The following is a 22,598-nucleotide window of genomic DNA, read 5'->3' as shown; positions in this document are numbered from 1 at the left end:
GGATCCAAACTCAACGGTGCAGCCACATGCGGATAGCAAGCAGCAATTGGTCGGTGTTGACGGGTTTGGCGAGGTAGTCGGACGCGCCGGCTTCCAGGCATTTCTCACGGTCGCCCTTCATCGCCTTGGCGGTGAGCGCGATGATCGGCAGGCGCGCGAAGGCCGGGTTCTCGCGAATGACGCCGATGGTCTGATAACCGTCCATCTGCGGCATCATGATGTCCATCAGCACGATGGCGATTTCCGGATTGGACTCGACCAGCGTCACCGCCTCGCGGCCGGTGGTCGCCGTCAACACCTTCATGCCGCGCCGCTCCAGCACGCTCGACAGCGCGAAGATGTTGCGGGCGTCATCGTCGACGAGCAGGGCGGTCTTGCCGATCAGGTCCTCGTCGGAACTGTTGAGCTTCTCCAGCATGCGCTGCTTCTCGATCGGAAGTTCCGTGATCACGCGATGCAGGAAAAGCGCGGTTTCGTCGAGCAGGCGCTCCGGCGATTCCACGCCCTTGACCACGATGCTGCGCGCCATGGTGTGGAGTTCCGCGTCCTCCTCGGCCGAAAGCTCGCGGCCGGTAAAGACCACAACCGGGACGTTCGACAGCGCTTCATCATTGCGGATCTGGTCCAGCACCTCGAAGCCGCTCATGTCGGGCAGCCTGAGGTCGAGCACCACGCAGTCGCAAGGCGCCTCGCGCAGCGTCGAGAGCGCGCCGGCGCCGGTATCGGTCGTCACGATTTCGATGTCGTCGTGATGCAGCAGCTCGCGGATCGAGAGCTGTTCGGCCTCATTGTCCTCGACGATCAGCAGCCGCTTGCGCCTCGGACGCGCATATTCCTTGATCTGCGTCAGCGCAGCGGCGACGCCCTCGGTGGTCGTCGGCTTGTTGACGAACGAGAAGGCGCCGCGCGCCAGCGCGTGCTGGCGATCCTCGTCGAGCGTGATGATCTGCACGGGGATGTGGCGCGTCAGTGGATTGTGCTTGAGCTGGCTCAGCACGGTCCAGCCCAGCATGTCCGGCAGGAACACGTCGAGCGAGACGGCGCGCGGCTGGTATTGCTTGGCAAGCTCGAGCGCCTCGGCTCCGCGCGCGGCGACCAGGACCTTGAAGCCCTTGTCGCGGGCGAGGTCGACCAGGACGCGCGCGTAGTGCGGATCGTCTTCGACGATCAGCAGGATGGTGTCGCCGGGTTCCAGATTGAGTCTGTCGTCCGGCAGCTGATCGATGACGCGCTGTTGTTCGGGCGCGGCCGGCTGGAGCGCCGGCGGCTGATTGTGGGCTTGCGGCGCCGGCGTGGCGCGTGGCGCCAGTGTCGGGCCGGAATATTTCAGCGGCAGATAGAGCGTGAAGGTGGAGCCCTTGCCGGGCGCGCTGCGCAGATGGATCTCGCCGCCGAGCAGGCTCGCGAGCTCGCGGCTGATGGCAAGGCCAAGGCCGGTGCCGCCATATTTGCGGCTGGTGCCGGCATCCGCCTGCTGGAACGCCTCGAAGATCAGCTTCTGCTTCTCCAGGGGAATACCGATGCCGGTATCGGAGACCTCGAAAGCGATCACGGCCGGCGCGGAGTTCAGCACCGGGTGATCGGTGCCCCAGCCGCCGAGCGCGCCGCCGACCTTCAGGCGCACTTCGCCCTCCGCCGTGAACTTGAAGGCGTTGGAGAGCAGGTTCTTGAGAACCTGCTGCAAGCGCTTGGAGTCGGTGACGATGCTGCGCGCAAGGTTCGGATCGACGTCGATCTTGAACGACAGGCCGCGGTTCTCAGCCTCGTGCCGGAACGGCCGCCCGACGGTCTCGAGCAGGTTCGCGGTCAGAATCTCCTCGGCGTCGACGGTCACCGTGCCGGACTCGATCTTGGAGAGATCGAGGATGTCGCTGATGAGGTTCAAGAGGTCGGTGCCGGCGCCGTGGATGGTGCGGGCGAATTCGACCTGCTTGCCGGTGAGGTTGCCGTCGGGGTTGTCGGTGAGCTGCTGTCCCAGGATCAGGATCGAGTTCAGCGGCGTCCGCAGCTCGTGGCTCATATTGGCAAGGAATTCGGACTTGTACTTCGAGGTCAGCGCCAGCTCGGTCGCCTTTTCTTCCAGCGCGCGGCGGGCTTGCTCGATTTCCTGGTTCTTGCGCTCGACCTCGACGTTGCGCTCGGCGAGCTGCTGGGCCTTCTGCTCGAGCTGGTCGTTGGTCTGCTGCAATTCGCGCTGCTGGGTCTGGAGCTCGCCGGCGAGCTGCTGCGATTGCTTCAGCAGACCCTCGGTCTGCATCGTCGCTTCGATCGAGTTGAGCACGATGCCGATGGAGTCGGTGAGCTGCTCCAGGAAGGTCATCTGCGAGGTCGTGAACGAGGTGAGCGAGGCGAGTTCGATCACCGCCTTAACCTGGCCTTCGAACAGCACCGGCAGCACCACGAGGTTTTTGGGCGCGACGCGCAACAGGGCCGAGTTGATCGGGACCACGTCAGAGGGAATATCGGCGACGACGCGCGGTCGCCGGTCGACGGCGCATTGGCCGACCAGACCGTCGCCGAACTGAACCACACGTTGGTAGGGATAGACGCCATCGCCAGCATAGGAGGCGAGCAGGAGCAGTTGCGGATTGTCCTCACTCTCGACCTGGTAGATCACGCCGGTATGCGCGTTCACCAGCGGCGACAATTCGGTCAGCAGCAGCCGGCCGACGGTGGCGAGGTCGCGCTGGCCCTGGAGCATGTTGGTGAATTTGGCGAGGTTGGTCTTGAGCCAGTCCTGCTCGGTGTTGAGCTCCGTCGTGAGACGGAGGTTCGTGATCATCGTATTGATGTTGTCTTTCAGCTCGGCGAGCTCGCCGCGGGCATCGACCTGGATCGACGGGGTGAGGTCGCCCTTGGTCACGGCTGTCGCGACTTCCGCGATCGCGCGCACCTGCGAGGTGAGGTTGGCGGCCAGCAGGTTGACGTTGCCGGTGAGGTCCTTCCAGGTGCCGGCCGCGCCGGGCACGTCGGCCTGACCGCCGAGGCGGCCCTCGACGCCGACCTCGCGCGCCACCGACGACACCTGATCGGCGAAGGTCGCGAGCGTCTCGGTCATGTTGTTGATGGTATCGGCGAGGGCCGCGACCTCACCTTTCGATTTCACGGTGAGCTTCTGCTTGAGGTCGCCGTTGGCGACCGCGGTCACCACCTTGACGATGCCGCGGACCTGCTCGGTGAGGTTCGCCGCCATGAAGTTGACGGTGTCGGTGAGGTCCTTCCAGGTGCCGGCGACGCCTGGCACCTGGGCCTGGCCGCCGAGCTCGCCCTCGGTGCCGACTTCGCGCGCAACGCGCGTGACTTCGCCGGCGAAGGCGTTGAGCTGGTCCACCATGGTGTTGATGGTGTTTTTCAGCTCGAGGATTTCGCCCTTCACGTCCACGGTGATCTTGCGGGACAAGTCGCCGCGCGCCACGGCGGTGGTGACCTCGGCGATGTTGCGGACTTGGGTGGTGAGGTTCGCCGCCAGCAGGTTGACGTTGTCGGTGAGATCCTTCCAGGTGCCGCCGACGCCGGGCACGACAGCCTGACCGCCGAGCCGGCCTTCGGTGCCGACCTCGCGCGCGACGCGCGTCACTTCGGCGGCGAAGGAACGCAGCTGCTCCACCATCGTGTTGAGGGTGTCCTTGAGCAGCAGGATCTCGCCGCGCACGTCCACCGTGATCTTCTTGGAGAGGTCGCCGCCGGCGATTGCGGTCGCGACCTCGGCGATGTTGCGGACCTGGGCCGTCAGGTTCGAGGCCATGAAGTTGACGTTGTCGGTGAGGTCCTTCCAGGTGCCGGCAACGCCGGGCACCTCGGCCTGGCCGCCGAGCTTGCCCTCGGTGCCGACCTCGCGCGCCACGCGCGTCACTTCGCCGGCAAAGCCGTTGAGCTGGTCCACCATGGTGTTGATGGTGTTTTTCAGCTCGAGGATTTCGCCCTTCACGTCCACGGTGATCTTGCGCGACAAGTCGCCGCGCGCCACGGCGGTGGTCACTTCGGCGATGTTGCGGACCTGCGCAGTCAGGTTGCCCGCCATCGAGTTGACGCTGTCGGTGAGGTCTTTCCAGGTGCCGGCAACCCCAGGCACGTTCGCCTGACCGCCCAGGCGTCCTTCGGTGCCGACCTCGCGCGCCACGCGTGTCACCTCGCCCGCGAAGCGGTTGAGCTGGTCGACCATCGTGTTCAGCGTGTCCTTCAGCTGAAGGATCTCGCCGCGGACGTCCACCGTGATCTTGCGCGACAGGTCGCCGCCGGCGATGGCGGTCGCGACCTCGGCGATGTTGCGGACCTGGGCGGTGAGGTTGCCCGCCATCGAGTTGACGTTGTCGGTGAGATCCTTCCAGGTGCCGGCAACGCCCGTCACCTGCGCCTGGCCACCGAGCTTGCCTTCGGTGCCGACCTCGCGCGCGACGCGGGTGACTTCGCCGGCGAAGGCGTTGAGCTGGTCCACCATGGTGTTGAGCGTCTCCTTCAACTGAAGGATTTCGCCCGACACGTTGACGGTGATCTTCTTGGAGAGGTCGCCCTTGGCCACCGCGGTCGCGACCTCGGCGATGTTGCGGACCTGGCCGGTCAGGTTGGACGCCATCGAGTTGACCGAGTCCGTCAAATCCTTCCAGGTGCCGGCGACGCCGCGCACCTGGGCCTGGCCGCCGAGCTTGCCTTCGGTGCCGACTTCGCGCGCGACGCGGGTGACTTCGCCGGCGAAGGCGTTGAGCTGGTCCACCATCGTATTGATCGTGTCTTTCAGCTCGAGAATTTCGCCGCGCACGTCCACGGTGATCTTCTTGGACAGGTCGCCGCCGGCGACCGCCGTCGTCACCTCGGCGATGTTACGGACCTGCGCCGTCAGGTTCGAGGCCATCGAGTTGACGCTTTCCGTCAGGTCCTTCCAGGTGCCAGCGACGCCGAGCACGTTGGCTTGACCGCCGAGCCGGCCCTCGGTGCCGACTTCGCGCGCGACGCGCGTGACTTCGCCGGCGAAGGCGTTGAGCTGGTCGACCATGGTGTTGAGCGTTTCCTTCAGCTGAAGGATCTCGCCTGAGACGTTCACCGTGATCTTCTTGGACAAGTCGCCGCCGGCGATCGCGGTGGCAACGTCGGCGATGTTGCGGACCTGCGCGGTCAGGTTCGACGCCATGAAGTTGACGTTGTCGGTGAGGTCCTTCCAGGTGCCGGCCACACCGGGCACCTGGGCCTGACCGCCGAGCTTGCCTTCGGTGCCGACTTCGCGCGCGACGCGCGTCACTTCCGAGGCGAAGCCGTTGAGCTGGTCCACCATCGTATTGATGGTGTCCTTCAGTTCCAGGATTTCGCCGCGCACGTCCACGGTGATCTTGCGCGAGAGGTCGCCGCGCGCCACGGCGGTGGTCACGTTGGCGATGTTGCGGACCTGTGCGGTGAGGTTGCCGCACATGGCGTTGACGGAGTCCGTCAGGTCTTTCCAGGTGCCGGCGACGCCGGGCACGATGGCTTGGCCGCCGAGCTTGCCGTCGGTGCCGACCTCGCGCGCCACGCGCGTCACTTCGGAGGCGAAGGAGCGCAGCTGGTCCACCATCGTATTGATGGCTTCCTTGAGCTGGAGAATCTCGCCGCGCACGTCGACTGTGATCTTCTTCGACAAGTCGCCGTTGGCCACCGCGATCGTCACCTCGGCGATGTTGCGGACCTGGTTGGTCAGGTTGTTCGCCATCGAGTTGACGCTCTCGGTCAGGTCCTTCCAGACGCCGGTCATCTCCGGCACCTGGGCCTGGCCGCCGAGCTTGCCGTCGGTGCCGACCTCGCGAGCGACGCGCGTCACCTCGGAGGTGAATACGCCGAGCTGCTTGATCATCGTGTTGACGATGGTCGCCGATTGCAGGAATTCGCCGCGCAGGGGGCGGCCCTCGACGTCGAGCTTGACGGTCTGGAGCAGGTCGCCCTGCGCCACGGCGGCCACCGCACGCGTCACCTCACGCGTTGGCCACAGCAAATCGTCGATCAGGGTGTTGACGGAGCCTTCCATGTCGGCCCAGGAGCCGGAGGCGAGGCCGAACTTGACGCGCTGGCGGGTCTTGCCTTCGCGACCCACCACCTGGCCGACCAGCTCGAGCTGCTGCGCCATGCGCTGGTTGGCAGCGATGATTTCGTTAAACGTGTCGGCGATCTTGCCGTCGATGCCGAGATAGTCGCCACTCATGCGCACCGAGAAATCGCCACTGCGCATGGCCTGCAGCGCGAGGAGCAACTCCGCTCGCGAATCCGGCTCCGACGTGCCGTTGGGTTTGGGTTTTGGGATGCGACGACCGGAGCGTGAAGTTCCGGGATCGAGGTCGCTCATACTGATTCCCCCGCAAGCGTCGGCCGAATCCACGGCGTGACGCGACTGGTCAAAATAGAGCGTCAGCCAAATTCGAAATCAAGCACCAAGGTGCGGCGCGAGGAATTGGAACCTGTCTTGCTCAGCCCGGCCAAACCAACTGTGGAGACTGCCGATGGTTCCATCCGGTTTCCGAAAAGTTTCAATCGCTTGGAAAGCTGCGTCCCATTTGGAAACCCGCGGCGGCTCGGGCCTGGCAGCTCGGGCCTTAGGAACGCTCCACCAGCCCCTGAGGTTGAGCAGAAGACAAAGGGAGACTGGACATGAGAGCGGGATTTGCCGTCATGATAGCGACATTACTGGCCGCCGGGTCGGCCTGGGCACAGTCTGGTGCGCCGAGCGGGCGCGGGGCCGTGACGGGCGATCCGGCCGCGAGCTCCGCCACTCCGCAGGCGGGGTCACAGACCACCGGGACCGCAGCCAAATCGAACCCGAGCGGCAGCGGCACCTCAAGTTCGGGCGGGAAGGATGCCAATGGCGATGCGGGCCAGGACAAGATGCCCGATAGCGATCGTACGGTGCGGCCGATGGACCAGCAGCATCATCCGCATGACAAGTAAGGCTGCTATTTATCCGCCATGGTGCGCTCGGCGTCTTTGACCTGCGAGCGCAGCACCGGCAATTGCTCGCGCGCAAAGGCGGCGAGCGCCGCATTGTCGGGCGATTTCAGGTAACGCTCCATCAGGTTGATCGCAGCTTCATATTCGGGAATTTGCGCCGCATAGAAGCTTTTGATGTAAGTCGGGCCGTCAGAGTTCTCGGGCTCGACGAGGCTCGCGCTCACCGATGTCGTCTTGCCTGTCCGCGGCTCCGTCCCGATGGCGTCCTGGATCTGCTTCAGCGCCTTGTCACGCTTGGAGGCCTCTTCGGCGCGCAAGGCGGCGAGGTTCTTCACCTCCGCGTTGCCCTTGATGTCGGTGCTTTCGAGCAAGCTCTGCTGGAAGCGGCTGAACGTGTAGAGGCCGGTAATGACATCGGTTGCCGTCGGGGCGCGCTCGCCTCGTGTGCGCTCGCCGGCGCTGTCGGCAGACGCCGCGCTGCTGAGCGCAAGCACTAAGGTCAGGACGATCGCCGCAAGGAGTCGCATGGGTTCTCAATGACCGATGGCGTGCGAAGTTCCCTCAACGTTAAGATCCGGTAAGGGCCGTTGCGACGGAAGAGTTCCGTCCCCACGTTTGATGGATGAAACAGTCTGACATTTTGAGAGACAACGCCGACAACTGCCTGCAGCTCGCCGAGCGCGCGGACGGGAAACCCGCTCACAAGCGCTATTCGCGCATGGCGGACGCCTGGACGGCATTGGCGACCGAGCAGGACTGGCTGGACGGCGAAATCCCGCCCGTCAGGATTCGCGTCCTTCAAACGCAGGACGCGTAACGCTGTCGGTTGGAGAATTTGCGTGTGAGACCGCTCACGGAAGGTGAGCGACCAATCAGGGATCATCGAGGAATAGAATAGTCGATCGCTCATTTTTCCAGAAGGAGGTTTTGCGATGGCTCCACGTCTGGCTCTTCTCTCACTCATTGTTGCGTTCGGTATCTCGGTCGCGTTTGCGACCGTGACGACGGTTCGCCAGGTACATCTGGAAAATGCTCCGGCCACCATTCACGCAGCGCATAGTTAGCGCTGTGCCCCTTGCGCACTGGAACATTCGTTGCGCCGGCGCGTAACCGCCTCGACACGATCGGAGAGGCGAGAGGACATTATGGCGAATTCTGACCAAGGCATTGTCAGGGACAAGCGGGGCGAAGATCAGCCGCGCGACAAGCAGCGTGCTCAGACGGTGCACAAGACCGATGAGAAAGGTTCGCCGTCGCGTGAGGCGACGCGCGATCCCAAGCTCAACGACCACAACAAAACACCGGGCTCCGGCGTGATGCCGGACGATTCCGGCGATGCCCCGACGGGCTAAAGCATGATCCGGAAAAATGCGAAGCGGTTTTCCGAAAAGATCATGCTCAAACAACAACCTAAAGCGCTATGACGATTCATCCCAATCTCATCGCGCTTTAGTTCTCGCGAGGAACGATTCTCATCGCGAGGAGTCGACAGATTGCTTCCGGTAGTCATGCCCCCGGTGATCCGGAAGCAATCTCCAAGGACGGCCCTGGCACCCCCCTGTGCCGGGGTCGTTTGCTTTGTGGGACGCGCGTTGGGATCAGCCTTCATTGCCGCTTTCAGGGTCCCCCTGAACGTGTCCATCCGGCCCGCGGCCGAACACGCCGAAGCTGCTCGACTTCAGGCCGGCACCGGCATCGACGTCGGCGGCTGCCAGTCCGAATTTGAGCAACTCTCGAACCGCTGCCGCCCGTGTCGGCATGCGATGCTTGAACCGGAAATCGTCAACGGCGGCCAACTCTTCCGGCGAGAGCATGACCTGAAGCCGCTCGGCGCGAAGGTCGTTCATGTCGATCACGCGATTGAGTGGTTTGAGTAAATTACTCAACGGGCCAACTCGACGTGGGTTCCACAAGAATCTGAAGGTCAGCCAAATGAGTAAAAATACTGAACAAAATCAGTAAGTTATTGTTGAAACGACTCGGCCATTGGCGCATTCTTCTTCAAAGGGAGATTGGCCATGACAGACGACGTCAGGTTACCCCGCAAGCTTTCCGAAGAACCCGAGGCGCCCAAGCCGGTTCGGCCGAGCCACCAGAAGATCATCGACCAGGTCGAGCGCTGGGCCAACAGCCCGGGCCTGCAACCCCCAAGGAAGCCCCCGAGGACGGATGATGCGAAGACGATCTGAGCCCCACACATTCGAACAGCGTCTCGACGAGCAGCGGTTGCGGCTGGAGCATGAGCTGGCGAGCCTCCCGGTCGGCGCGCAGCGCGAGTCCGTCGCGGCCCGCATCGAGCAGCTCCAGTCCGCCGCCGAGATGTTCGAATTTCTGAAGCTAAGGGGGACTCCGGCGCCTCGCTGATCAGGGATCGCGTCAGCGTCGTGGGTGACGGGAGACGATCCGAAACTTTCGCCTCAGCCACCACGCCGCGACAGAGACGATCGTCCATGCTGCGATCGCGGCAATGAATGCTCCGCCGATGCTTGTCCGGACGGTGACGTAGAAAACGGCTGCGAACGCCGCAAGTCCGACGCTTCCCAATGCTGCGCCCGCGGCGTCGAGCGCAGCTGCCTCTTGCCCACGTCGCGTGCCGCTGAGCCCGGCCTTCTCCTTGCGCCGACGCTCGTGGCTTTCGATCAGCGTTGCACTGGCACAGAAGATCGCGGGTAGGGCGAGGAAGAGCCCGCCGATCGAGACCCCCAAGCGCGAGCCCATAAGCCCGGCGAATACCGTCGCTAATCCGCCGAGCATGAAGCGAACGCCGTATTCATACCAGCGCGTTTGCTTCAGGGCAGATGGTGACAGTTTGACCAGCATTAGGCGGCTCCACCGAAGATCGCGAGCAGGCCGAAAGCAACGGCAAGCCACGCGACGAGCGCAACGACCGTGGCTGGCAATGCGGCGAAGTGGAGCCTTATCAGCAAGTGGCAGACAACCACGCTATAGCAGGCGAGCGCGATGGCGCCGTAGATCATGGTCCAGCTGTCGGCCGCGGCATAGGCGGGGCCGTGCTGGACCACGGCGATGCCTAGCGTGGCGAGGGCGACCGAAGGTGCCGCGCCCAAGAGACCTGCGAAGCTCTTGGGCCTGAGCATGTCGCCGAGGATCGAAAACACCGAGACGATTGCACCGCCGGCGATGAAGCGCAGGATATACTCGCTCATCGTGTCGCCTGTGGCCTGCGCTCTGATCTGGTCAACGTCCATGGGCGCAAGAATCGCTCAATTGCGGCGCCGAGAGCGAAGCCGGCGACGACATCGCTGGCCCAATGCGCAAGCAGCGCCACGCGCGTCAGCGAAAGTGCCACCGCGATCGAGCGTACCGCGCGACGTCGCCCCGGCGGCAGCAGGCCGGCAGCGGACGCCAGCGCCCCCATGTGGACGGCATGACCTGACGGAAAGGCATCGCGAGACTTTCCTGAGACGGGGATGCCACGTCCATGGCCGATGATCGTCAGCCGGTCGGGCCGGGTCTGGTCAAAGACAGACTTAAGAAAATGCGGCAACACTGCCGTCGTCAGCGAAACCGCCAGAATGTGGTTGGCCATTGGCAGCTTCTGCGGCCGCCGAAGCCGGACATATAGCCAGCCCGCCGCGGCGAGCGCGAGGAGCACGTGCTCATCTGCGCCCCAGGTCAGCGCTTCTGCGGCATCCTCGAGCCCGGAGTTTGTGTGGGCTGCGATCTCATCGGCAATCGCCGTATCGATCCGTGTCGGTTTGACTGTTACGGGCGCCATCGGTTCGGGGTCGGCGAAAGGGTTCTCCATAACAGTTTTGTAAAGCTTGGGAACCCGGTCGGGTTCCCAAGCGCGATGAGTTTACGGCTGTCCCGATCCGCCGGACGAGCCGTACACTTGGCCGGTCGCATAGCTGGCATCAGCCGCGGCGAGCTGCACGTAGATCGAAGCGAGCTCGGCAGGCTGGCCGGGGCGCTTGAGCGGTGTCATGCCGCCGAACTTCTCCAGCTTCTCCATGGAGGCACCGCCTGACACCTGAAGCGGCGTCCAGATCGGACCAGGCGCAACGCCGTTGACGCGGATGCCTTTCGGACCCAGCTGCTTGGCGAGCGACTTGACGTAGTTCATCGTCGCAGCCTTGGTCTGCGCGTAATCATAGAGCTCCGGAGACGGATCGTAAGCCTGTTCGGACGTCGTGCCGATGATGCAGGAGCCCGGTTTCAGATGCGGCAGCGCCGCCTTGATGATCCAGAACGGGGCGTAGATGTTTGTCTTCATCGTCGCGTCGAAATCCTCGGAGGAGACGTCGAGGATCGACTCGCGGCTCTGCTGTCGCGCGGCGTTGCAGACCACGATGTCGAGACCGCCCAACCCTTGGATGGCCCTTTCGACCAGCTGCCTGCAGAAAGCTTCGTCGCGGAGATCACCAGGAATGGCGAGGCCGGTGCGTCCTTCCTTTTGGATCAGCGCAATCACCTCCTGCGCATCAGGCTCCTCTGTCGGGAAATAGTTGATGGCGACGTCTGCGCCCTCACGCGCATAGGCGATCGCGGCGGCGCGGCCCATGCCTGAATCGCCGCCGGTGATCAGCGCCTTGCGGCCGGCGAGGCGGCCGGAGCCCCTGTAGCTGGTTTCACCGTGGTCCGGCGGCGGCTCCATCTTGTTGGCAAGGCCCGGCCAGGGCTGCGACTGCTTCTTGAACGGCGGCTTCGGATAGCGGCTGACGGGGTCGATCAGCGTCTGCTCGGCCATCGGGGTGTCTCCCTTCGCTGTTGACGACGCCAGCGAAGCCGCCGCGAGCGTGGCGCTCGCGGCGTGGACGACGTGCCGGCGGGTGAGAGTGGTTTTGTCGTGCTGTGCCATGATGATCTCCGCGTTTGCGATTCAATCCGCAGAGACGATCGATGTTGCTAAGCGAAGGACGCCGGGCAGGCCGGCGTCCTTCAGCAATACGTTACTTGTTGGATTGGCCGACGCTCGGGGCCTTGCCGAGCTCCTTGGCCATGTCGAGATGGTGCTTGAGCGCGGGCAGCGTCTTGCCGGCCCAATTTTTCAGCTCGGCATTGTCGCCGCCGTTGGCGTAACGCTCGAACAGCGAAACGGCGTCCTCATGGGCGCTGACCTGATAGGAATTGTAGTCCGAGCTGAAATCCTTGCCGTTCGCGTTCTTGAGCTTGTCGAGCTTGCTTTGGTGCGCGCTGTCGAGCTCCGTCGGGAGCGTTGCCTGGATCTTCTTCTCCCCGACCAGGCCCTTGAGCTCGGTGCTGGTCTTGGTGTGATCGGTGATCATCTGCTGCGCAAAGCTCTTCTCCTGCGCGTTGCCCTTCTGCTGGGCGAGCTTGCTCGACTCGATCTCGAACATGTCGCTAATCGCGACCTCCTTGACGAAATCGGCCGTGGCGGGCGCGACGCCCAGCGCCGAATTGACACCGGTCTTTTCGCCCAGCGACTGGGCGAGTGCGGGGCCTGCAAGCAGCACGCAGGCAATGGCGATAGCGGTACGTTTCATGGTTCGGTCCCTCTGAATTGGCGGCGCGGCCGCTTGCCGCGCGGTCTTGCGCCAACCAACACAGGCGAGGGTCCGATGTTCCTAATCCGTCGGATGACGGCCCGTGCGCGGGTTGATCGGATCGGTCGGTCTGCGCCGAAGTCGCTCCGGCAGGAACGGCTCGTCGGGCGAGGCGGACGGCTCAGCGCGCACATCGGCATGACGTTGCGCGCGCTCGTGCGGTGTCTTGCTGTCGTTGAAGTGCCGTTTTACGTCGACCCCGTCGACGGGATCGTTGACACCATGTTGGGTATCCCGGAAATCGCTCATGGTTCACTCCTTTCCAGGCAGGATCGATTCCAGCACCTGCCGTGCTGCGCCCTTGATGACGCTGCTCGCGTTCGGATCGCCCTTCATCAGCGCCAGCGAGAAGTTCCTGGCCTGCTGCAAGGTGATATGCGGCGGCAGCGGTGGCACCTCGGGGTCGGTCTTCACCTCGAGCACCACGGGCATTTCGCTCGCGAGCGCCTGCTCCCAGGCCGATCCGAGCGATTGGGGGCTGTCGACATAGATGCCGCGCAGGCCGATCAGCTCGGCAAAACGTGAATAGGACACGTTCGGAATGCGCTGCGACGCCTCGAACTTGGGATCGCCGTTGATGATGCGCTGCTCCCACGTGACCTGGTTGAGGTCCTCATTGTTGAAAACGCAGACAATGAAGCGCGGATCGCGCCAGTCGCGCCAGTATTTCGCGGCCGTGATCAGCTCGGCCATGTTGTTCATCTGCATGGCACCGTCGCCGACCAATGCGATCACCGGCCGGTCCGGCTGGGCATATTTCGCGGCAAGCGCATAGGGCACCGCAGCGCCCATCGAGGCGAGGCCGCCGGAGAGCGAGGCCGTCATGCCGCGGCGGATCTTCAGGTCGCGCGCAAACCAATTGGCGCAGGAGCCGGAATCGCTGGCGATCACGGCACGGTCGGGCAGGCGGGGCGACAATTCCCAGGCGACGAGCTGCGGATTGACGGGCGCGGCCGGTTGGTGCGCGCGATCATCCAGCGTCTTCCACCATTTGGCGACGCCATCTTCGATACCCTTGCGCCAGGCGCCGTCTGCCTTGGGGGCGAGACGCGGCAACAGCGCACGCAATGTCTCGGCAGCGTCGCCGACGAGACCGACCTCCATGGGAAAGCGGAGCGACATCATGCTGGCATCGATGTCGATCTGCACGCCGCGGCAGCTTCCTTCCTTCGGCAGGAATTCGGCATAGGGAAAGGCAGAGCCGATCATCAGCAGCGTGTCGCAATCCATCATCATGTCGTAGCTGGGCTCGGTGCCGAGCAGGCCGATCGAGCCCGTGACCCACGTCAGATCATCGGGAAGGACCGCCTTGCCCAGCAGCGCCTTGGCGCAGCCGGCCGACAGCCGATCGGCGACGGCGATCACTTCGTCGGTGGCCTGCAGCGCTCCGGCGCCGACGAGGATTGCGACCTTCTTGCCGGCGTTGAGCACCTCCGCGGCCCGGTCGAGCTCGCTCTCGCGCGGCGTGATACGCGGAGCGCTGTAGCCGACCCCGGAATGGAGCGTGCCGTGCGCGCGGGGCGGGCTTTCGTAAGGCTCTTCCTGGAGATCGTTGGGCAGGATGATTGCAGTCGGGGTTCGCCGCGCAAGCGCGGTCCGCACCGCGCGATCGATCAGGTGGCGCACTTGCGCGGGCGAAGAGGCCTGCACGACATAGGCGCCGGCGACGTCCTTGAACATCGAGGTGAGGTCGAGTTCCTGTTGATAGCTTCCTCCGAGTGCATTGCGCGCCTGCTGACCGACGATCGCGAGCACCGGCTGGTGGTCGAGCAGGGCGTCATAGAGGCCGGTGACGAGATGCGAGGCGCCGGGGCCGGAGGTGGCGATGCAGACGCCGAGCTGCCCAGAGAATTTCGCGTAGGCGCTCGCCATGAAGGCCGCCATCTCCTCGTGCCGCGCCTGCACGAAACCGATCTTGCCGTCGGCCCGGTTCATCGCGCCGAACACGCCGTTAATGCCGTCGCCGGGGTAGCCGAAAATGTGGCGCACGCCCCATTGATGCAGACGCTCGACGATGAAATCGGAAACGGTTTGGGACATTGAGGGTGGCTCCGGCTTTCTGCTGTCGAGAACTGGAGAACCGCGCGATTCCAGCGATGTTCCTGAAGGCTCTGCCGGACGTCATCTGGAACGATCACGATCGGAAGAGGTTGGTCTGTACATCGGCTGAGTGGAGAATAGCGATGTTGAATCAAGGCGAACTGGACCGCGACGAGATGGGCCGCCTGATCGGCAGCGACAAGGTCGAGGGAACATCGGTCTATGGTGCCGACCGCAACAAGATCGGCTCGATCGAGCGGTTGATGATCGACAAGATCAGCGGGCGCGTGTCCTACGCCGTACTCGGCTTCGGCGGATTTTTAGGGCTCGGCAACGATCACTACCCGCTGCCGTGGCAGTCGTTGAAATACGACACCGAGCTCGGCGGCTATGTCACCGGGATCACCGCGAAGGCACTGGAAGGCGCGCCGAAATACGGCGAGCGCAGCGATTGGAACTGGGGCGACGAGGCCGCCATGCGCGGCATCAATGCCTATTACGGTGTTCCCTTCGCTTGAGCGTTTGCAGAAAGGGTCATCGATGAGCAAGGAACGGCCGACCGACGATCCCCGGAATCAGACCGACTGGGGTTCGCACAGGCAGACGGATACGCCCTGGAAGGGCACACCGGAAAAAGAACAAGGGTCGGACAAGGTGAAGCCCGATCTGGAGAAGTGGCACGAGACGAAGACGCACTGACCACTTGCGCAAGCCTTGCGTGAAGCGCAGTACCGCCAGGGCCGCGCTTCATTTTTGCGCGATGCAGTCACGAATGACAGCCGTGCTCCCGTCTCTGGGAACCATGCTCCGGTGCTGTGGTTAGGCTCCCGGCATGCGTGCGGGGCTGAAAGCCATTCGCCGTAGCCGTAATCCTGATCGAGGTGTTGGCAGTGGATGCTCAAACCCGGGAGCGTGGGCCGTCCGCGGAGCAGCCGCAGCGGGTGGAAGCTCCAAAGAAGTCGCCAGATCCCAATCACGACGCGAAGGACCAGCGCGGGAAGCCGGACAAAACTCCGACATTGCGCGAGCGGCTTGCCGAGCACTGGCTGCTCGCAACCGTCGGCGCTATCGCGCTGGTCGCAGCGTTGGTCGGCGGCCTGCTCTATTGGCTCGAGGTCCGGCACTATGAATCCACCGACGATGCCTTCATCGCGGCGCGCAGCTTCTCCGTGGCTTCGAAGGTCGGCGGCTATGTGACGGACGTGCCTGTCACGGACAACCAGCATGTCAATGCCGGCGATCTCATCGCCAAGATCGACGAACGCGACTATCGCATCGCCGTCGACCAAGCCAACGCGCAGGTCGCGGTCTCGCAGGCCAACATCGACAACGTCGAAGCCCAGATCGTCTCGCAACAGGAGCAGATCAAGCAGGCCGAGGCCCAGCTCGAACAGGCGCAGGCCCAGCTCCAGTTCGCGCAGGAGGAGTTCAATCGCGCCGAGGATCTGGTCCAAAAGGGCGCCGGCACCGTGCAGCGCCAGCAGCAGACCCGTTCCGATCTTCAGGCGCAGCAGGCCAACACCGAGCGCGCGAAGACGGCGGTCAGCGCCGCACAGGTCGGCATCAAGACGCTGCAGGCGCAGCTCGAAGGCGCCAGGGCGCAACTCGCGCAATCGCGGGCGCAGCTCGATCAGGCCAAGCTCAATCTACAGTACACCAATGTCGTCGCGGCCCAATCCGGCCGCGTCGTCAAGCTCTCGGGCGCCAAAGGCACTTTCGTCACGGCCGGACAGAGCCTGATGATGTTCGTGCCGGACGAGGTCTGGATCGTCGCCAATTACAAAGAAACCCAGCTCAATGACATGCGGCCCGGCCAGCCGGTCGAGATCCGCATCGATGCCTATCCCGGGCGCAAGCTGACCGGCCGCGTCGATTCCGTGCAGCCCGGCTCGGGCACGGCCTTCAGTCTTCTGCCCGCGGAGAATGCCACCGGCAATTACGTCAAGGTGGTCCAGCGCGTGCCGGTGAAGATCGTGGTCGACAGCTGGCCGGCCGATCTGCCGGTCGGTCCCGGCATGTCGGTCGTGCCCTGGACCAAAGTGCGATGACGGATGCGACACAAGACGGCGCATCCGGCTGGTCGCCGGAGCGCTCGGCGGCTGGCGGGCACAATCCCTATCTGATCGCCTTCGTCGTTTCGATCGCGACCTTCATGGAGGTGCTCGACACCACCATCGCCAACGTCGCGCTACGCCACATCGCAGGCAGCCTCGCCGTCGGCATCGACGAGAGCACCTATGTCATCACCAGCTATCTCGTCGCCAACGCCATCGTGCTGTCGATCTCGGGCTGGCTCTCGACCGTGATCGGCCGCAAGCGTTTCTACATGATGTGCGTGGCGACCTTCACATTCGCCTCGCTGCTTTGCGGCTTCGCCTGGAATTTGCAGTCACTGGTGCTCTTCCGCATCATTCAGGGTTTGGGCGGGGGTGGCATGGCGACGAGCGAGCAAGCGATCCTCGCCGACTCCTTTCCGCCGCACAAGCGAGGCCAGGCTTTTGCCATCTACGGCGTCGCCGTCGTCGTCGCGCCCGTCATCGGCCCGACACTCGGCGGCTGGATCACCGACACCTACACCTGGCACTGGGTGTTCCTGATCAACGTGCCGATGGGCCTGCTGTCGCTGTTCCTGGTCGGCACGCTGGTCAAGGAGCCGTCGGGCGCCGAGGAGGAGCGGGAGAAACTGCTGAGCAAGGGCCTGCGGGTGGACTATGTCGGCTTCCTGCTGGTCGCGATCGGCCTCGGCTCGCTCGAATACGTGCTCGACGAAGGCCAGCGCAACGACTGGTTCGGCTCCAACATGATCGTCGTATTCGCGGTGATGTCGGGCGTCTCCCTGCTCGCGCTGATCCCGTGGGAGCTGACGCGCGAGGATCCCATCGTCGATCTGCGTCTGCTCGGACGCCGCCAGTTCGCGGCCTGCTTCCTGGTGATGCTCGGCACCGGCGCGGTGCTGATCTCGACGACGCAGCTCCTGCCGCAGCTGCTGCAGACCGAGCTGAACTACACGGCCATGCTGGCCGGCCTTGCGTTGTCGCCCGGCGGCATCGCAACGCTGATGCTGATGCCGGTGGTCGGCCGCCTCGTCGGCTCGGTGCAACCGAAATACCTCATCATGTTCGGCGCCGCCATTGTCGCGTTCTCGATGTGGCATCTCACCGGGCTCACCGGCGACATCACGTACGGCTACGCCGCTTGGGCGCGCATATTCCTGGCGCTCGGTCTGCCGTTCCTGTTCCTGCCGGTGACGACCGCGTCCTATGACGGCGTGCCGCCCGACAAGACCAACCAGGCTTCCGCCTTGATCAACGTCGCCCGCAATATTGGCGGCTCGATGGGCGTCGCGCTGGCGCAGACGATTCTTGCGCAGCGCCAGCAATTCCATCAGAGCCGCCTGGTCGAGCACGCCGCGCCGTCCGATCTCGGCTATCAGCAGACCATCGACGCGATGACGCGCTACTTCCAGGCGCAGGGCTCGAATGCCAGTGACGCCGCGGCGCAGGCAGTCGCCTGGGTCGGCCGCACCTTGCAGCAGCAGGTCGATTTCCTCGCCTATATCGACGTGTTCTGGACGCTGGCGATCATCGCGGTGCTGATGATCCCCACGGCAGCGGTGCTGCGTCCGATCAAGCTGGGCGCGCCGGCGCGGGGGCATTGAGGCCTTGTCCGGACTGCAACGTCGCAACACCTGGTGATCGCCGGGTGCTTTGACAGCGCCATCCCCCCGTTATAGCCTGACGGTCATCATATCAGGAAGCGGATCACCGCGGAGGAGGAGACCTTGCCCAAGCGAAACGCGACAGCGGCCGTGATCGGGGCCGGCGATTTCATCGGCTCGGAGATCGCCAAGAAATTCGCCGCGGAGGGTTTTTCGATCTACGCCGGCCGCCGCAACGGCGACAAGCTGGCGCCGCTGGTGAAGGACATCGAGGCTGCCGGCGGCGAGATCCACGCGCGCTCCCTCGATGCGCGCAAGGAGGAAGAGGTCATCGCCTTCCTCAATGACGCCGACAAGCACGCACCGCTGCAAGTCTGCATCTTCAACGTCGGTGCCAACGTCAACTTCCCGATCCTCGACACCACCGAGCGCGTGTTCCGAAAAGTCTGGGAGATGGCGTGCTATTCCGGCTTCCTCGCCGGCCGTGAGGCGGCGCGGCTGATGCTGCCGCGCGGCGGCGGCAACATCTTCTTTACCGGCGCGACCGCGAGCTTGCGCGGTGGCAGCGGCTTTGCCGCTTTTGCCAGCGCCAAGTTCGGTCTCCGTGCCGTCGCGCAGGCGATGGCGCGCGAGCTTGGTCCGAAGAACATTCATGTCGCCCATCTCATCATCGATTCCGGCGTCGACACCGAATGGGTGCGTCAGCGCCGGCTCGAAGCGCTTGGACCCAATGCGCTCGACAACCCCGATCTGCTGATGCCGCCGTCGGCTGTGGCCGACTCCTATTGGCAGCTCTACCAGCAGCCCAAAAGCGCCTGGACCTTCGAGATGGAGATCCGCCCGTTCGGAGAGAAATGGTGACCGCGGCTCAAGACTGCGGCTAGACTGATTCCCATACAAACCGAAAATCCCGGAGGAAGCTGACGTGAAGACCGCGATCACCGAACTATTCGGCATCGAGCATCCCATCATCCAGGGCGGCATGCATTTCGTCGGCTTTGCCGAACTGGCGGCTGCCGTCTCCAATGCCGGCGGGCTCGGCATCATCACCGGTCTCACGCAGAAGACGCCGGAGCTGCTCGCAAAAGAAATCGCGCGCTGCCGCGACATGACCGACAAGCCGTTCGGCGTGAACCTCACCTTCCTGCCGACCTTCTCGGCGCCGCCTTATCCGGAATACATCGCAGCCATCGTCGAAGGCGGCATCAAGGCGGTGGAGACCGCGGGCAGAAGTCCGGAAGCCTATATGCCCGCGCTCAAGGCTGCCGGCATCAAGGTGATCCACAAATGCACGTCGGTGCGCCACTCCCTCAAGGCCGAGCGGATCGGCTGCGACGCCGTCAGCGTCGACGGCTTCGAGTGCGGCGGTCATCCCGGCGAGGACGACATTCCCAACATGATCCTGCTGCCGCGCGCGGCGGAGGAGCTGAAGATCCCGTTCGTCGCTTCCGGCGGCATGGCCGACGGGCGCAGCCTCGTCGCGGCGCTATCGTTGGGGGCGGCCGGCATGAACATGGGCACGCGCTTCATCGCCACCAAGGAAGCGCCGGTCCATCAGAACGTGAAGAATGCCCTCGTTGCCGCGACCGAACTCGACACCCGCCTCATCATGCGCGCGCTGCGCAACACCGAGCGCGTGCTGAAGAACGCCAATGTCGATCGCCTGCTCGAGATCGAGCGCGAGAAGGGCGCGAAGCTGACCATCGACGACATCCACGACCAGGTCGCGGGCGTCTATCCCAGGGTCATGCTGGATGGCCAAATGGATGCGGGCGCCTGGAGCTGCGGCATGGTCGCCGGCCTGATCCACGACATCCCCACCTGCAAGGAACTCATCGATCGCATCATGGGCGAGGCGGAAACCATCATCCGCAGCCGCCTCATGGGGTTCCTCGATGGAGCGGCGATGGCGAAAAAGGTCGCCTGACACCGCCAAACTTCTTAACCAATGCGGGAACTGACCGCTGGAATTGCGCGCGACGCCTCCTAAATAGGGATAAATTACCCCTTTGATAATCCATTTCAGGAGGCGTCCGTGGTCCTGAAGAGCGTTCATTTCGCAGTTGCCGTCGCCCTCGTACTCGCATGCGGCGGTATCGCGCGCGCTGACGACTACAAGCCTGACGAATATCTCGGCCTCGATCTCTCCAAGGCGGTGCTGTCGCCGAAGCGGCTCGGCCCTGAAACGCAGTTCGCGCCGGTTGCACTCGAGGCACGCGGTGGCAACGAGGCGCAGGCCCGTGCCGAGCCGGTCGACGTGCCGAAGAAGGTCGCCGCTGAGCGCGTGCGCGTAGCCGAGCCGAAGGTCGCACACGTCAAGCCCGCGCAGCCGCGCGGCGCCGCACGTGCGAAGCTTGCCCATCGCCACGGCAACCCGCTCGACGCGCAGGCGATGGACACGCGTATCCAGACCTGGCCGTGCCGCACAGGCGGCATCTGCAACTGGAAGCGCTGAGCGACACGACGCGCTTCCTTTACCTCGCCCCGCTTGCGGGGAGAGGTCGACGCGCAAAGCGCGGCGGGTGAGGGGGTACAGGTCCCTCGACGATCTCACGCGCGGATAGAGGCCCTTCACCCCAACCCTCTCAGCGCGAGCGGAGCTCGTCGCGGCCTCGCAAGCGGGGCGAGGGAGCGCACCTTCCCCGCGGCTGCGGTCTTGCTCGTCATCCCCACGTCGCAAAACCGTAGGCCCCGGGTCAAGAAACCGTAAGGATAGGAGTCAAACGGCGCAGGCACCTTCCGTCGCGATTCGACGAAGGTATCCTGAATGGTATCGCTCCGCGCCACGCGCGCATGGACCCGGCGACAGTTCCTGGTCCGCTCGACCTCCAGCCTTGCCGTTGCTTCGCTAGGCACGTTCGCAACGCCGTACATCAGCCGTGCCGCCGCCCGCCCGCAGATCGCAGGCGGCATCCAGTCCGGCGATGTCTCGGATCGCTCCGCAATGGTCTGGGCCCGCGCCGACCGGCCTGCACGGATGCAGGTCGAGTATTCGACCGTCGAAAGCTTCAAGACCATCATTGCATCGGCATCGCGCGACGCGCTGCCCGAGGCCGACTTCACCGCAAAGCTGCAGCTCGACGATCTGCCGCCGGGGCAGGACATCTTTTACCGCGTGCGCTTCGACGACATCGCGACCGGCATTGCCGGCGAAAGCCGCGTCGGTCATTTCCGCACCGCGCCGTCGGCCGGCCAGTCGATCTCGTTCCTGTGGTCGGGCGACGTGGCAGGTCAGGGCTGGGGCATCGACCTCGCGCGTGGCGGCTACCGCAGCTATCGCACCATGCTCGACAATCGCCCGGACTTCTTCATCCACTCCGGCGATCATATCTACGCCGACTGCACGATCCCGTACGAGCAGACGCTGCCGAACGGCGAGACCTGGCGCAACCTCGTGACCGAGGAGAAGGCCGAGGTCGCGCACACGCTGGCGCAGTTTCGCGGCAACTACAAATACAACCATCTCGACGAGCACTTTCGTGCGTTCCACGCGGAGGTGCCGATGCTCGCGCAATGGGACGACCACGAGGTCACCAATGACTGGTCGCCGATCGCCAGCTACGACGAGGCCGGCTATGAGGACGACGGCACCCCGCGCCTGGTCGCGCGCGCCCGCCGCGCCTTTTTCGAATTCATGCCGATCCGCGATCTCGGCGCCCGGCAGGGCCGGGTCTATCGCAAGATCGCCTACGGTCCGCTGCTCGACGTCTTCATGATCGACATGCGCAGCTATCGCGATGACAGCTGGAACAAGGGCGACGACCACCGCGGCTGGATCCTCGGGGCCGAGCAGCTCGCCTGGCTGAAACGGGAGCTCGCGGCTTCGCGCGCGACCTGGAAGGTGATCGCGGCCGACCTGCCGATCGGCCTCGTCAGCCTGGACGCCGTCGCGCTCGGCAACGGCGCACCGGACCGGCGCGAGCACGAGATCGCCGATCTGCTCGGCTCGATCAAGCGCGCAGGCGTGCGCAACATCGTCTGGCTCACCGCCGACATGCACTACACCGCCGCGCATTATTACGACCCGAACCAGGCACAGTTTCAGGAGTTCGAGCCGTTCTGGGAGTTCGTCTCCGGCCCGCTGCATGCCGGCACCTGGGGCCCGGGCGAGCTCGACAACACCTTTGGGCCGGTCGCGATGTATCAGAACGGATGCAGCGCCGCGCAGGGCGAGAACCTCGCGCCGTGCTTCGGCCTTCAGTTCTTCGGCCGCGTCGATATCGACGGCCGCAGTGGCGTGATGACGGTCACCCTGAAGGACGTCGACAACCGCGACCTCTGGTCGGTCGACATCGTGCCGCAGCCGCAGGCCCGGCCCGGCCGTGGTGGCGCAGCATTCGTGAGGGACGGCGGTCTCTCCGTTGTCATGCCCGGGCTTGTCCCGAGCATCCACGATCTTCGTGCCGCCAGGCGTGGATGGCCGGGACAGGCCCGGCCATGACGATGGGGATGCATCGTGCGTCCCAAAC

21 protein-coding genes and 1 pseudogene are annotated in these 22,598 nt (G+C 64.4%); 12 read left to right on the top strand and 10 right to left on the bottom strand.

Annotation, left to right across the window (positions count from 1 at the left end; translation table 11 throughout):
• Nucleotides 1-10 precede the first annotated feature (10 nt).
• Nucleotides 11-6,304 carry a HAMP domain-containing protein gene (locus tag HYH08_RS35340; protein WP_220014431.1) on the bottom strand — a complete coding sequence of 2,098 codons (6,294 nt, stop codon included), beginning with the start codon at nt 6,302-6,304 and terminating at the stop codon, nt 11-13.
• A gap of 323 nt (nt 6,305-6,627) precedes the next feature.
• Between HYH08_RS35340 and HYH08_RS35335 the strand changes: the two genes are divergently transcribed.
• Complete coding sequence (locus HYH08_RS35335; protein ID WP_228748290.1) at nt 6,628-6,903, top strand: hypothetical protein; 276 nt, start codon at nt 6,628-6,630, stop codon at nt 6,901-6,903.
• 5 nt (nt 6,904-6,908) lie between these two features.
• On the opposite strand, the gene HYH08_RS35330 is transcribed toward HYH08_RS35335, so the two are convergent.
• Nucleotides 6,909-7,430 (bottom strand): DUF4142 domain-containing protein, encoded by a 522-nt coding sequence (locus HYH08_RS35330; protein WP_220014429.1) that lies wholly within the window; start codon nt 7,428-7,430, stop codon nt 6,909-6,911.
• 95 nt (nt 7,431-7,525) lie between these two features.
• Between HYH08_RS35330 and HYH08_RS35325 the strand changes: the two genes are divergently transcribed.
• Nucleotides 7,526-7,720 (top strand): hypothetical protein, encoded by a 195-nt coding sequence (locus tag HYH08_RS35325; RefSeq protein ID WP_220014428.1) that lies wholly within the window; start codon nt 7,526-7,528, stop codon nt 7,718-7,720.
• 328 nt (nt 7,721-8,048) lie between these two features.
• Complete coding sequence (locus HYH08_RS35320; protein WP_220014427.1) at nt 8,049-8,255, top strand: hypothetical protein; 207 nt, start codon at nt 8,049-8,051, stop codon at nt 8,253-8,255.
• 246 nt (nt 8,256-8,501) lie between these two features.
• On the opposite strand, the gene HYH08_RS35315 is transcribed toward HYH08_RS35320, so the two are convergent.
• Complete coding sequence (locus tag HYH08_RS35315; protein WP_220014461.1) at nt 8,502-8,750, bottom strand: hypothetical protein; 249 nt, start codon at nt 8,748-8,750, stop codon at nt 8,502-8,504.
• Nucleotides 8,751-8,921: 171 nt separating this feature from the next.
• On the opposite strand from HYH08_RS35315, the gene HYH08_RS35310 reads away from it, so the two are divergent.
• On the top strand, nt 8,922-9,092 hold the full coding sequence (locus HYH08_RS35310; protein ID WP_220014426.1) for a hypothetical protein: 171 nt from the start codon (nt 8,922-8,924) through the stop codon (nt 9,090-9,092).
• A gap of 187 nt (nt 9,093-9,279) precedes the next feature.
• Here the strand turns inward: HYH08_RS35310 and HYH08_RS35305 are convergent, their stop codons facing one another.
• The 7 genes from HYH08_RS35305 to HYH08_RS35275 all read right to left on the bottom strand — a co-directional run bounded on the left by HYH08_RS35305 (nt 9,280) and on the right by HYH08_RS35275 (nt 14,471).
• On the bottom strand, nt 9,280-9,723 hold the full coding sequence (locus HYH08_RS35305; protein WP_220014425.1) for a DUF3147 family protein: 444 nt from the start codon (nt 9,721-9,723) through the stop codon (nt 9,280-9,282).
• On the bottom strand, nt 9,723-10,070 hold the full coding sequence (locus HYH08_RS35300; RefSeq protein WP_220014424.1) for a DUF3147 family protein: 348 nt from the start codon (nt 10,068-10,070) through the stop codon (nt 9,723-9,725). Before HYH08_RS35300 ends, HYH08_RS35305 begins: the two co-directional genes overlap by 1 nt.
• Nucleotides 10,067-10,642 carry a phosphatase PAP2 family protein gene (locus tag HYH08_RS35295; protein ID WP_220014460.1) on the bottom strand — a complete coding sequence of 192 codons (576 nt, stop codon included), beginning with the start codon at nt 10,640-10,642 and terminating at the stop codon, nt 10,067-10,069. Before HYH08_RS35295 ends, HYH08_RS35300 begins: the two co-directional genes overlap by 4 nt.
• A gap of 81 nt (nt 10,643-10,723) precedes the next feature.
• Nucleotides 10,724-11,614, bottom strand: a complete 891-nt coding sequence (locus HYH08_RS35290) for an SDR family oxidoreductase (protein ID WP_220014459.1) — start codon at nt 11,612-11,614, stop codon at nt 10,724-10,726.
• 202 nt (nt 11,615-11,816) lie between these two features.
• Nucleotides 11,817-12,371 (bottom strand): DUF4142 domain-containing protein, encoded by a 555-nt coding sequence (locus HYH08_RS35285; RefSeq protein WP_220014423.1) that lies wholly within the window; start codon nt 12,369-12,371, stop codon nt 11,817-11,819.
• Nucleotides 12,372-12,452: 81 nt separating this feature from the next.
• Complete coding sequence (locus HYH08_RS35280) at nt 12,453-12,680, bottom strand: hypothetical protein (RefSeq protein WP_220014422.1); 228 nt, start codon at nt 12,678-12,680, stop codon at nt 12,453-12,455.
• Between the two features lie 3 nt (nt 12,681-12,683).
• Nucleotides 12,684-14,471, bottom strand: a complete 1,788-nt coding sequence (locus HYH08_RS35275) for a thiamine pyrophosphate-requiring protein (RefSeq protein ID WP_220014421.1) — start codon at nt 14,469-14,471, stop codon at nt 12,684-12,686.
• A gap of 143 nt (nt 14,472-14,614) precedes the next feature.
• On the opposite strand from HYH08_RS35275, the gene HYH08_RS35270 reads away from it, so the two are divergent.
• The 8 genes and pseudogenes from HYH08_RS35270 to HYH08_RS35235 all read left to right on the top strand — a co-directional run bounded on the left by HYH08_RS35270 (nt 14,615) and on the right by HYH08_RS35235 (nt 22,472).
• A complete protein-coding gene (locus HYH08_RS35270; RefSeq protein WP_220014420.1) occupies nt 14,615-14,989 on the top strand; it encodes a PRC-barrel domain-containing protein in 375 nt (124 codons plus the stop codon).
• Nucleotides 14,990-15,011: 22 nt separating this feature from the next.
• On the top strand, nt 15,012-15,170 hold the full coding sequence (locus HYH08_RS35265) for a hypothetical protein (protein WP_220014419.1): 159 nt from the start codon (nt 15,012-15,014) through the stop codon (nt 15,168-15,170).
• Nucleotides 15,171-15,361: 191 nt separating this feature from the next.
• The gene (locus HYH08_RS35260) at nt 15,362-16,519 is read left to right on the top strand and encodes an HlyD family secretion protein (RefSeq protein WP_220014418.1); all 1,158 of its coding nucleotides are present in this window, start codon (nt 15,362-15,364) and stop codon (nt 16,517-16,519) included.
• Nucleotides 16,516-18,129 (top strand): DHA2 family efflux MFS transporter permease subunit, encoded by a 1,614-nt coding sequence (locus tag HYH08_RS35255; RefSeq protein ID WP_220014417.1) that lies wholly within the window; start codon nt 16,516-16,518, stop codon nt 18,127-18,129. The genes HYH08_RS35260 and HYH08_RS35255 overlap by 4 nt, the downstream gene beginning before the upstream one ends.
• 123 nt (nt 18,130-18,252) lie before the next feature.
• A complete protein-coding gene (locus tag HYH08_RS35250; RefSeq protein ID WP_220014416.1) occupies nt 18,253-18,990 on the top strand; it encodes an SDR family oxidoreductase in 738 nt (245 codons plus the stop codon).
• A 64-nt stretch (nt 18,991-19,054) separates the two neighbouring features.
• Nucleotides 19,055-20,056 (top strand): NAD(P)H-dependent flavin oxidoreductase, encoded by a 1,002-nt coding sequence (locus HYH08_RS35245; RefSeq protein ID WP_220014415.1) that lies wholly within the window; start codon nt 19,055-19,057, stop codon nt 20,054-20,056.
• A 108-nt stretch (nt 20,057-20,164) separates the two neighbouring features.
• Complete coding sequence (locus HYH08_RS35240; protein ID WP_220014414.1) at nt 20,165-20,584, top strand: hypothetical protein; 420 nt, start codon at nt 20,165-20,167, stop codon at nt 20,582-20,584.
• Between the two features lie 312 nt (nt 20,585-20,896).
• A pseudogene (locus HYH08_RS35235) lies at nt 20,897-22,472 on the top strand (alkaline phosphatase D family protein).
• Nucleotides 22,473-22,598: the final 126 nt, after the last annotated feature.

Source organism: Bradyrhizobium sp. BR 10289 (genome assembly GCF_019455385.1).
In the GTDB taxonomy this organism is placed as follows: domain Bacteria; phylum Pseudomonadota; class Alphaproteobacteria; order Rhizobiales; family Xanthobacteraceae; genus Bradyrhizobium.
The sequence above is the reverse complement of the archived record's forward strand: the minus strand, read 5'-3'. Positions and strand labels throughout refer to the sequence as shown.

Coding starts and splice junctions, on each gene's coding strand:
- HYH08_RS35340 (WP_220014431.1), bottom strand. CDS start 6,304: ATGAGCGACCTCGATCCCGGAACTTCACGCTCCGGTCGTCGCATCCCA.
- HYH08_RS35255 (WP_220014417.1), top strand. CDS start 16,516: ATGACGGATGCGACACAAGACGGCGCATCCGGCTGGTCGCCGGAGCGC.
- HYH08_RS35295 (WP_220014460.1), bottom strand. CDS start 10,642: ATGGCGCCCGTAACAGTCAAACCGACACGGATCGATACGGCGATTGCC.
- HYH08_RS35280 (WP_220014422.1), bottom strand. CDS start 12,680: ATGAGCGATTTCCGGGATACCCAACATGGTGTCAACGATCCCGTCGAC.
- HYH08_RS35320 (WP_220014427.1), top strand. CDS start 8,049: ATGGCGAATTCTGACCAAGGCATTGTCAGGGACAAGCGGGGCGAAGAT.
- HYH08_RS35310 (WP_220014426.1), top strand. CDS start 8,922: ATGACAGACGACGTCAGGTTACCCCGCAAGCTTTCCGAAGAACCCGAG.
- HYH08_RS35265 (WP_220014419.1), top strand. CDS start 15,012: ATGAGCAAGGAACGGCCGACCGACGATCCCCGGAATCAGACCGACTGG.
- HYH08_RS35300 (WP_220014424.1), bottom strand. CDS start 10,070: ATGAGCGAGTATATCCTGCGCTTCATCGCCGGCGGTGCAATCGTCTCG.
- HYH08_RS35315 (WP_220014461.1), bottom strand. CDS start 8,750: ATGAACGACCTTCGCGCCGAGCGGCTTCAGGTCATGCTCTCGCCGGAA.
- HYH08_RS35270 (WP_220014420.1), top strand. CDS start 14,615: ATGTTGAATCAAGGCGAACTGGACCGCGACGAGATGGGCCGCCTGATC.
- HYH08_RS35335 (WP_228748290.1), top strand. CDS start 6,628: ATGATAGCGACATTACTGGCCGCCGGGTCGGCCTGGGCACAGTCTGGT.
- HYH08_RS35305 (WP_220014425.1), bottom strand. CDS start 9,723: ATGCTGGTCAAACTGTCACCATCTGCCCTGAAGCAAACGCGCTGGTAT.
- HYH08_RS35285 (WP_220014423.1), bottom strand. CDS start 12,371: ATGAAACGTACCGCTATCGCCATTGCCTGCGTGCTGCTTGCAGGCCCC.
- HYH08_RS35290 (WP_220014459.1), bottom strand. CDS start 11,614: ATGGCCGAGCAGACGCTGATCGACCCCGTCAGCCGCTATCCGAAGCCG.
- HYH08_RS35275 (WP_220014421.1), bottom strand. CDS start 14,471: ATGTCCCAAACCGTTTCCGATTTCATCGTCGAGCGTCTGCATCAATGG.
- HYH08_RS35330 (WP_220014429.1), bottom strand. CDS start 7,430: ATGCGACTCCTTGCGGCGATCGTCCTGACCTTAGTGCTTGCGCTCAGC.
- HYH08_RS35325 (WP_220014428.1), top strand. CDS start 7,526: ATGAAACAGTCTGACATTTTGAGAGACAACGCCGACAACTGCCTGCAG.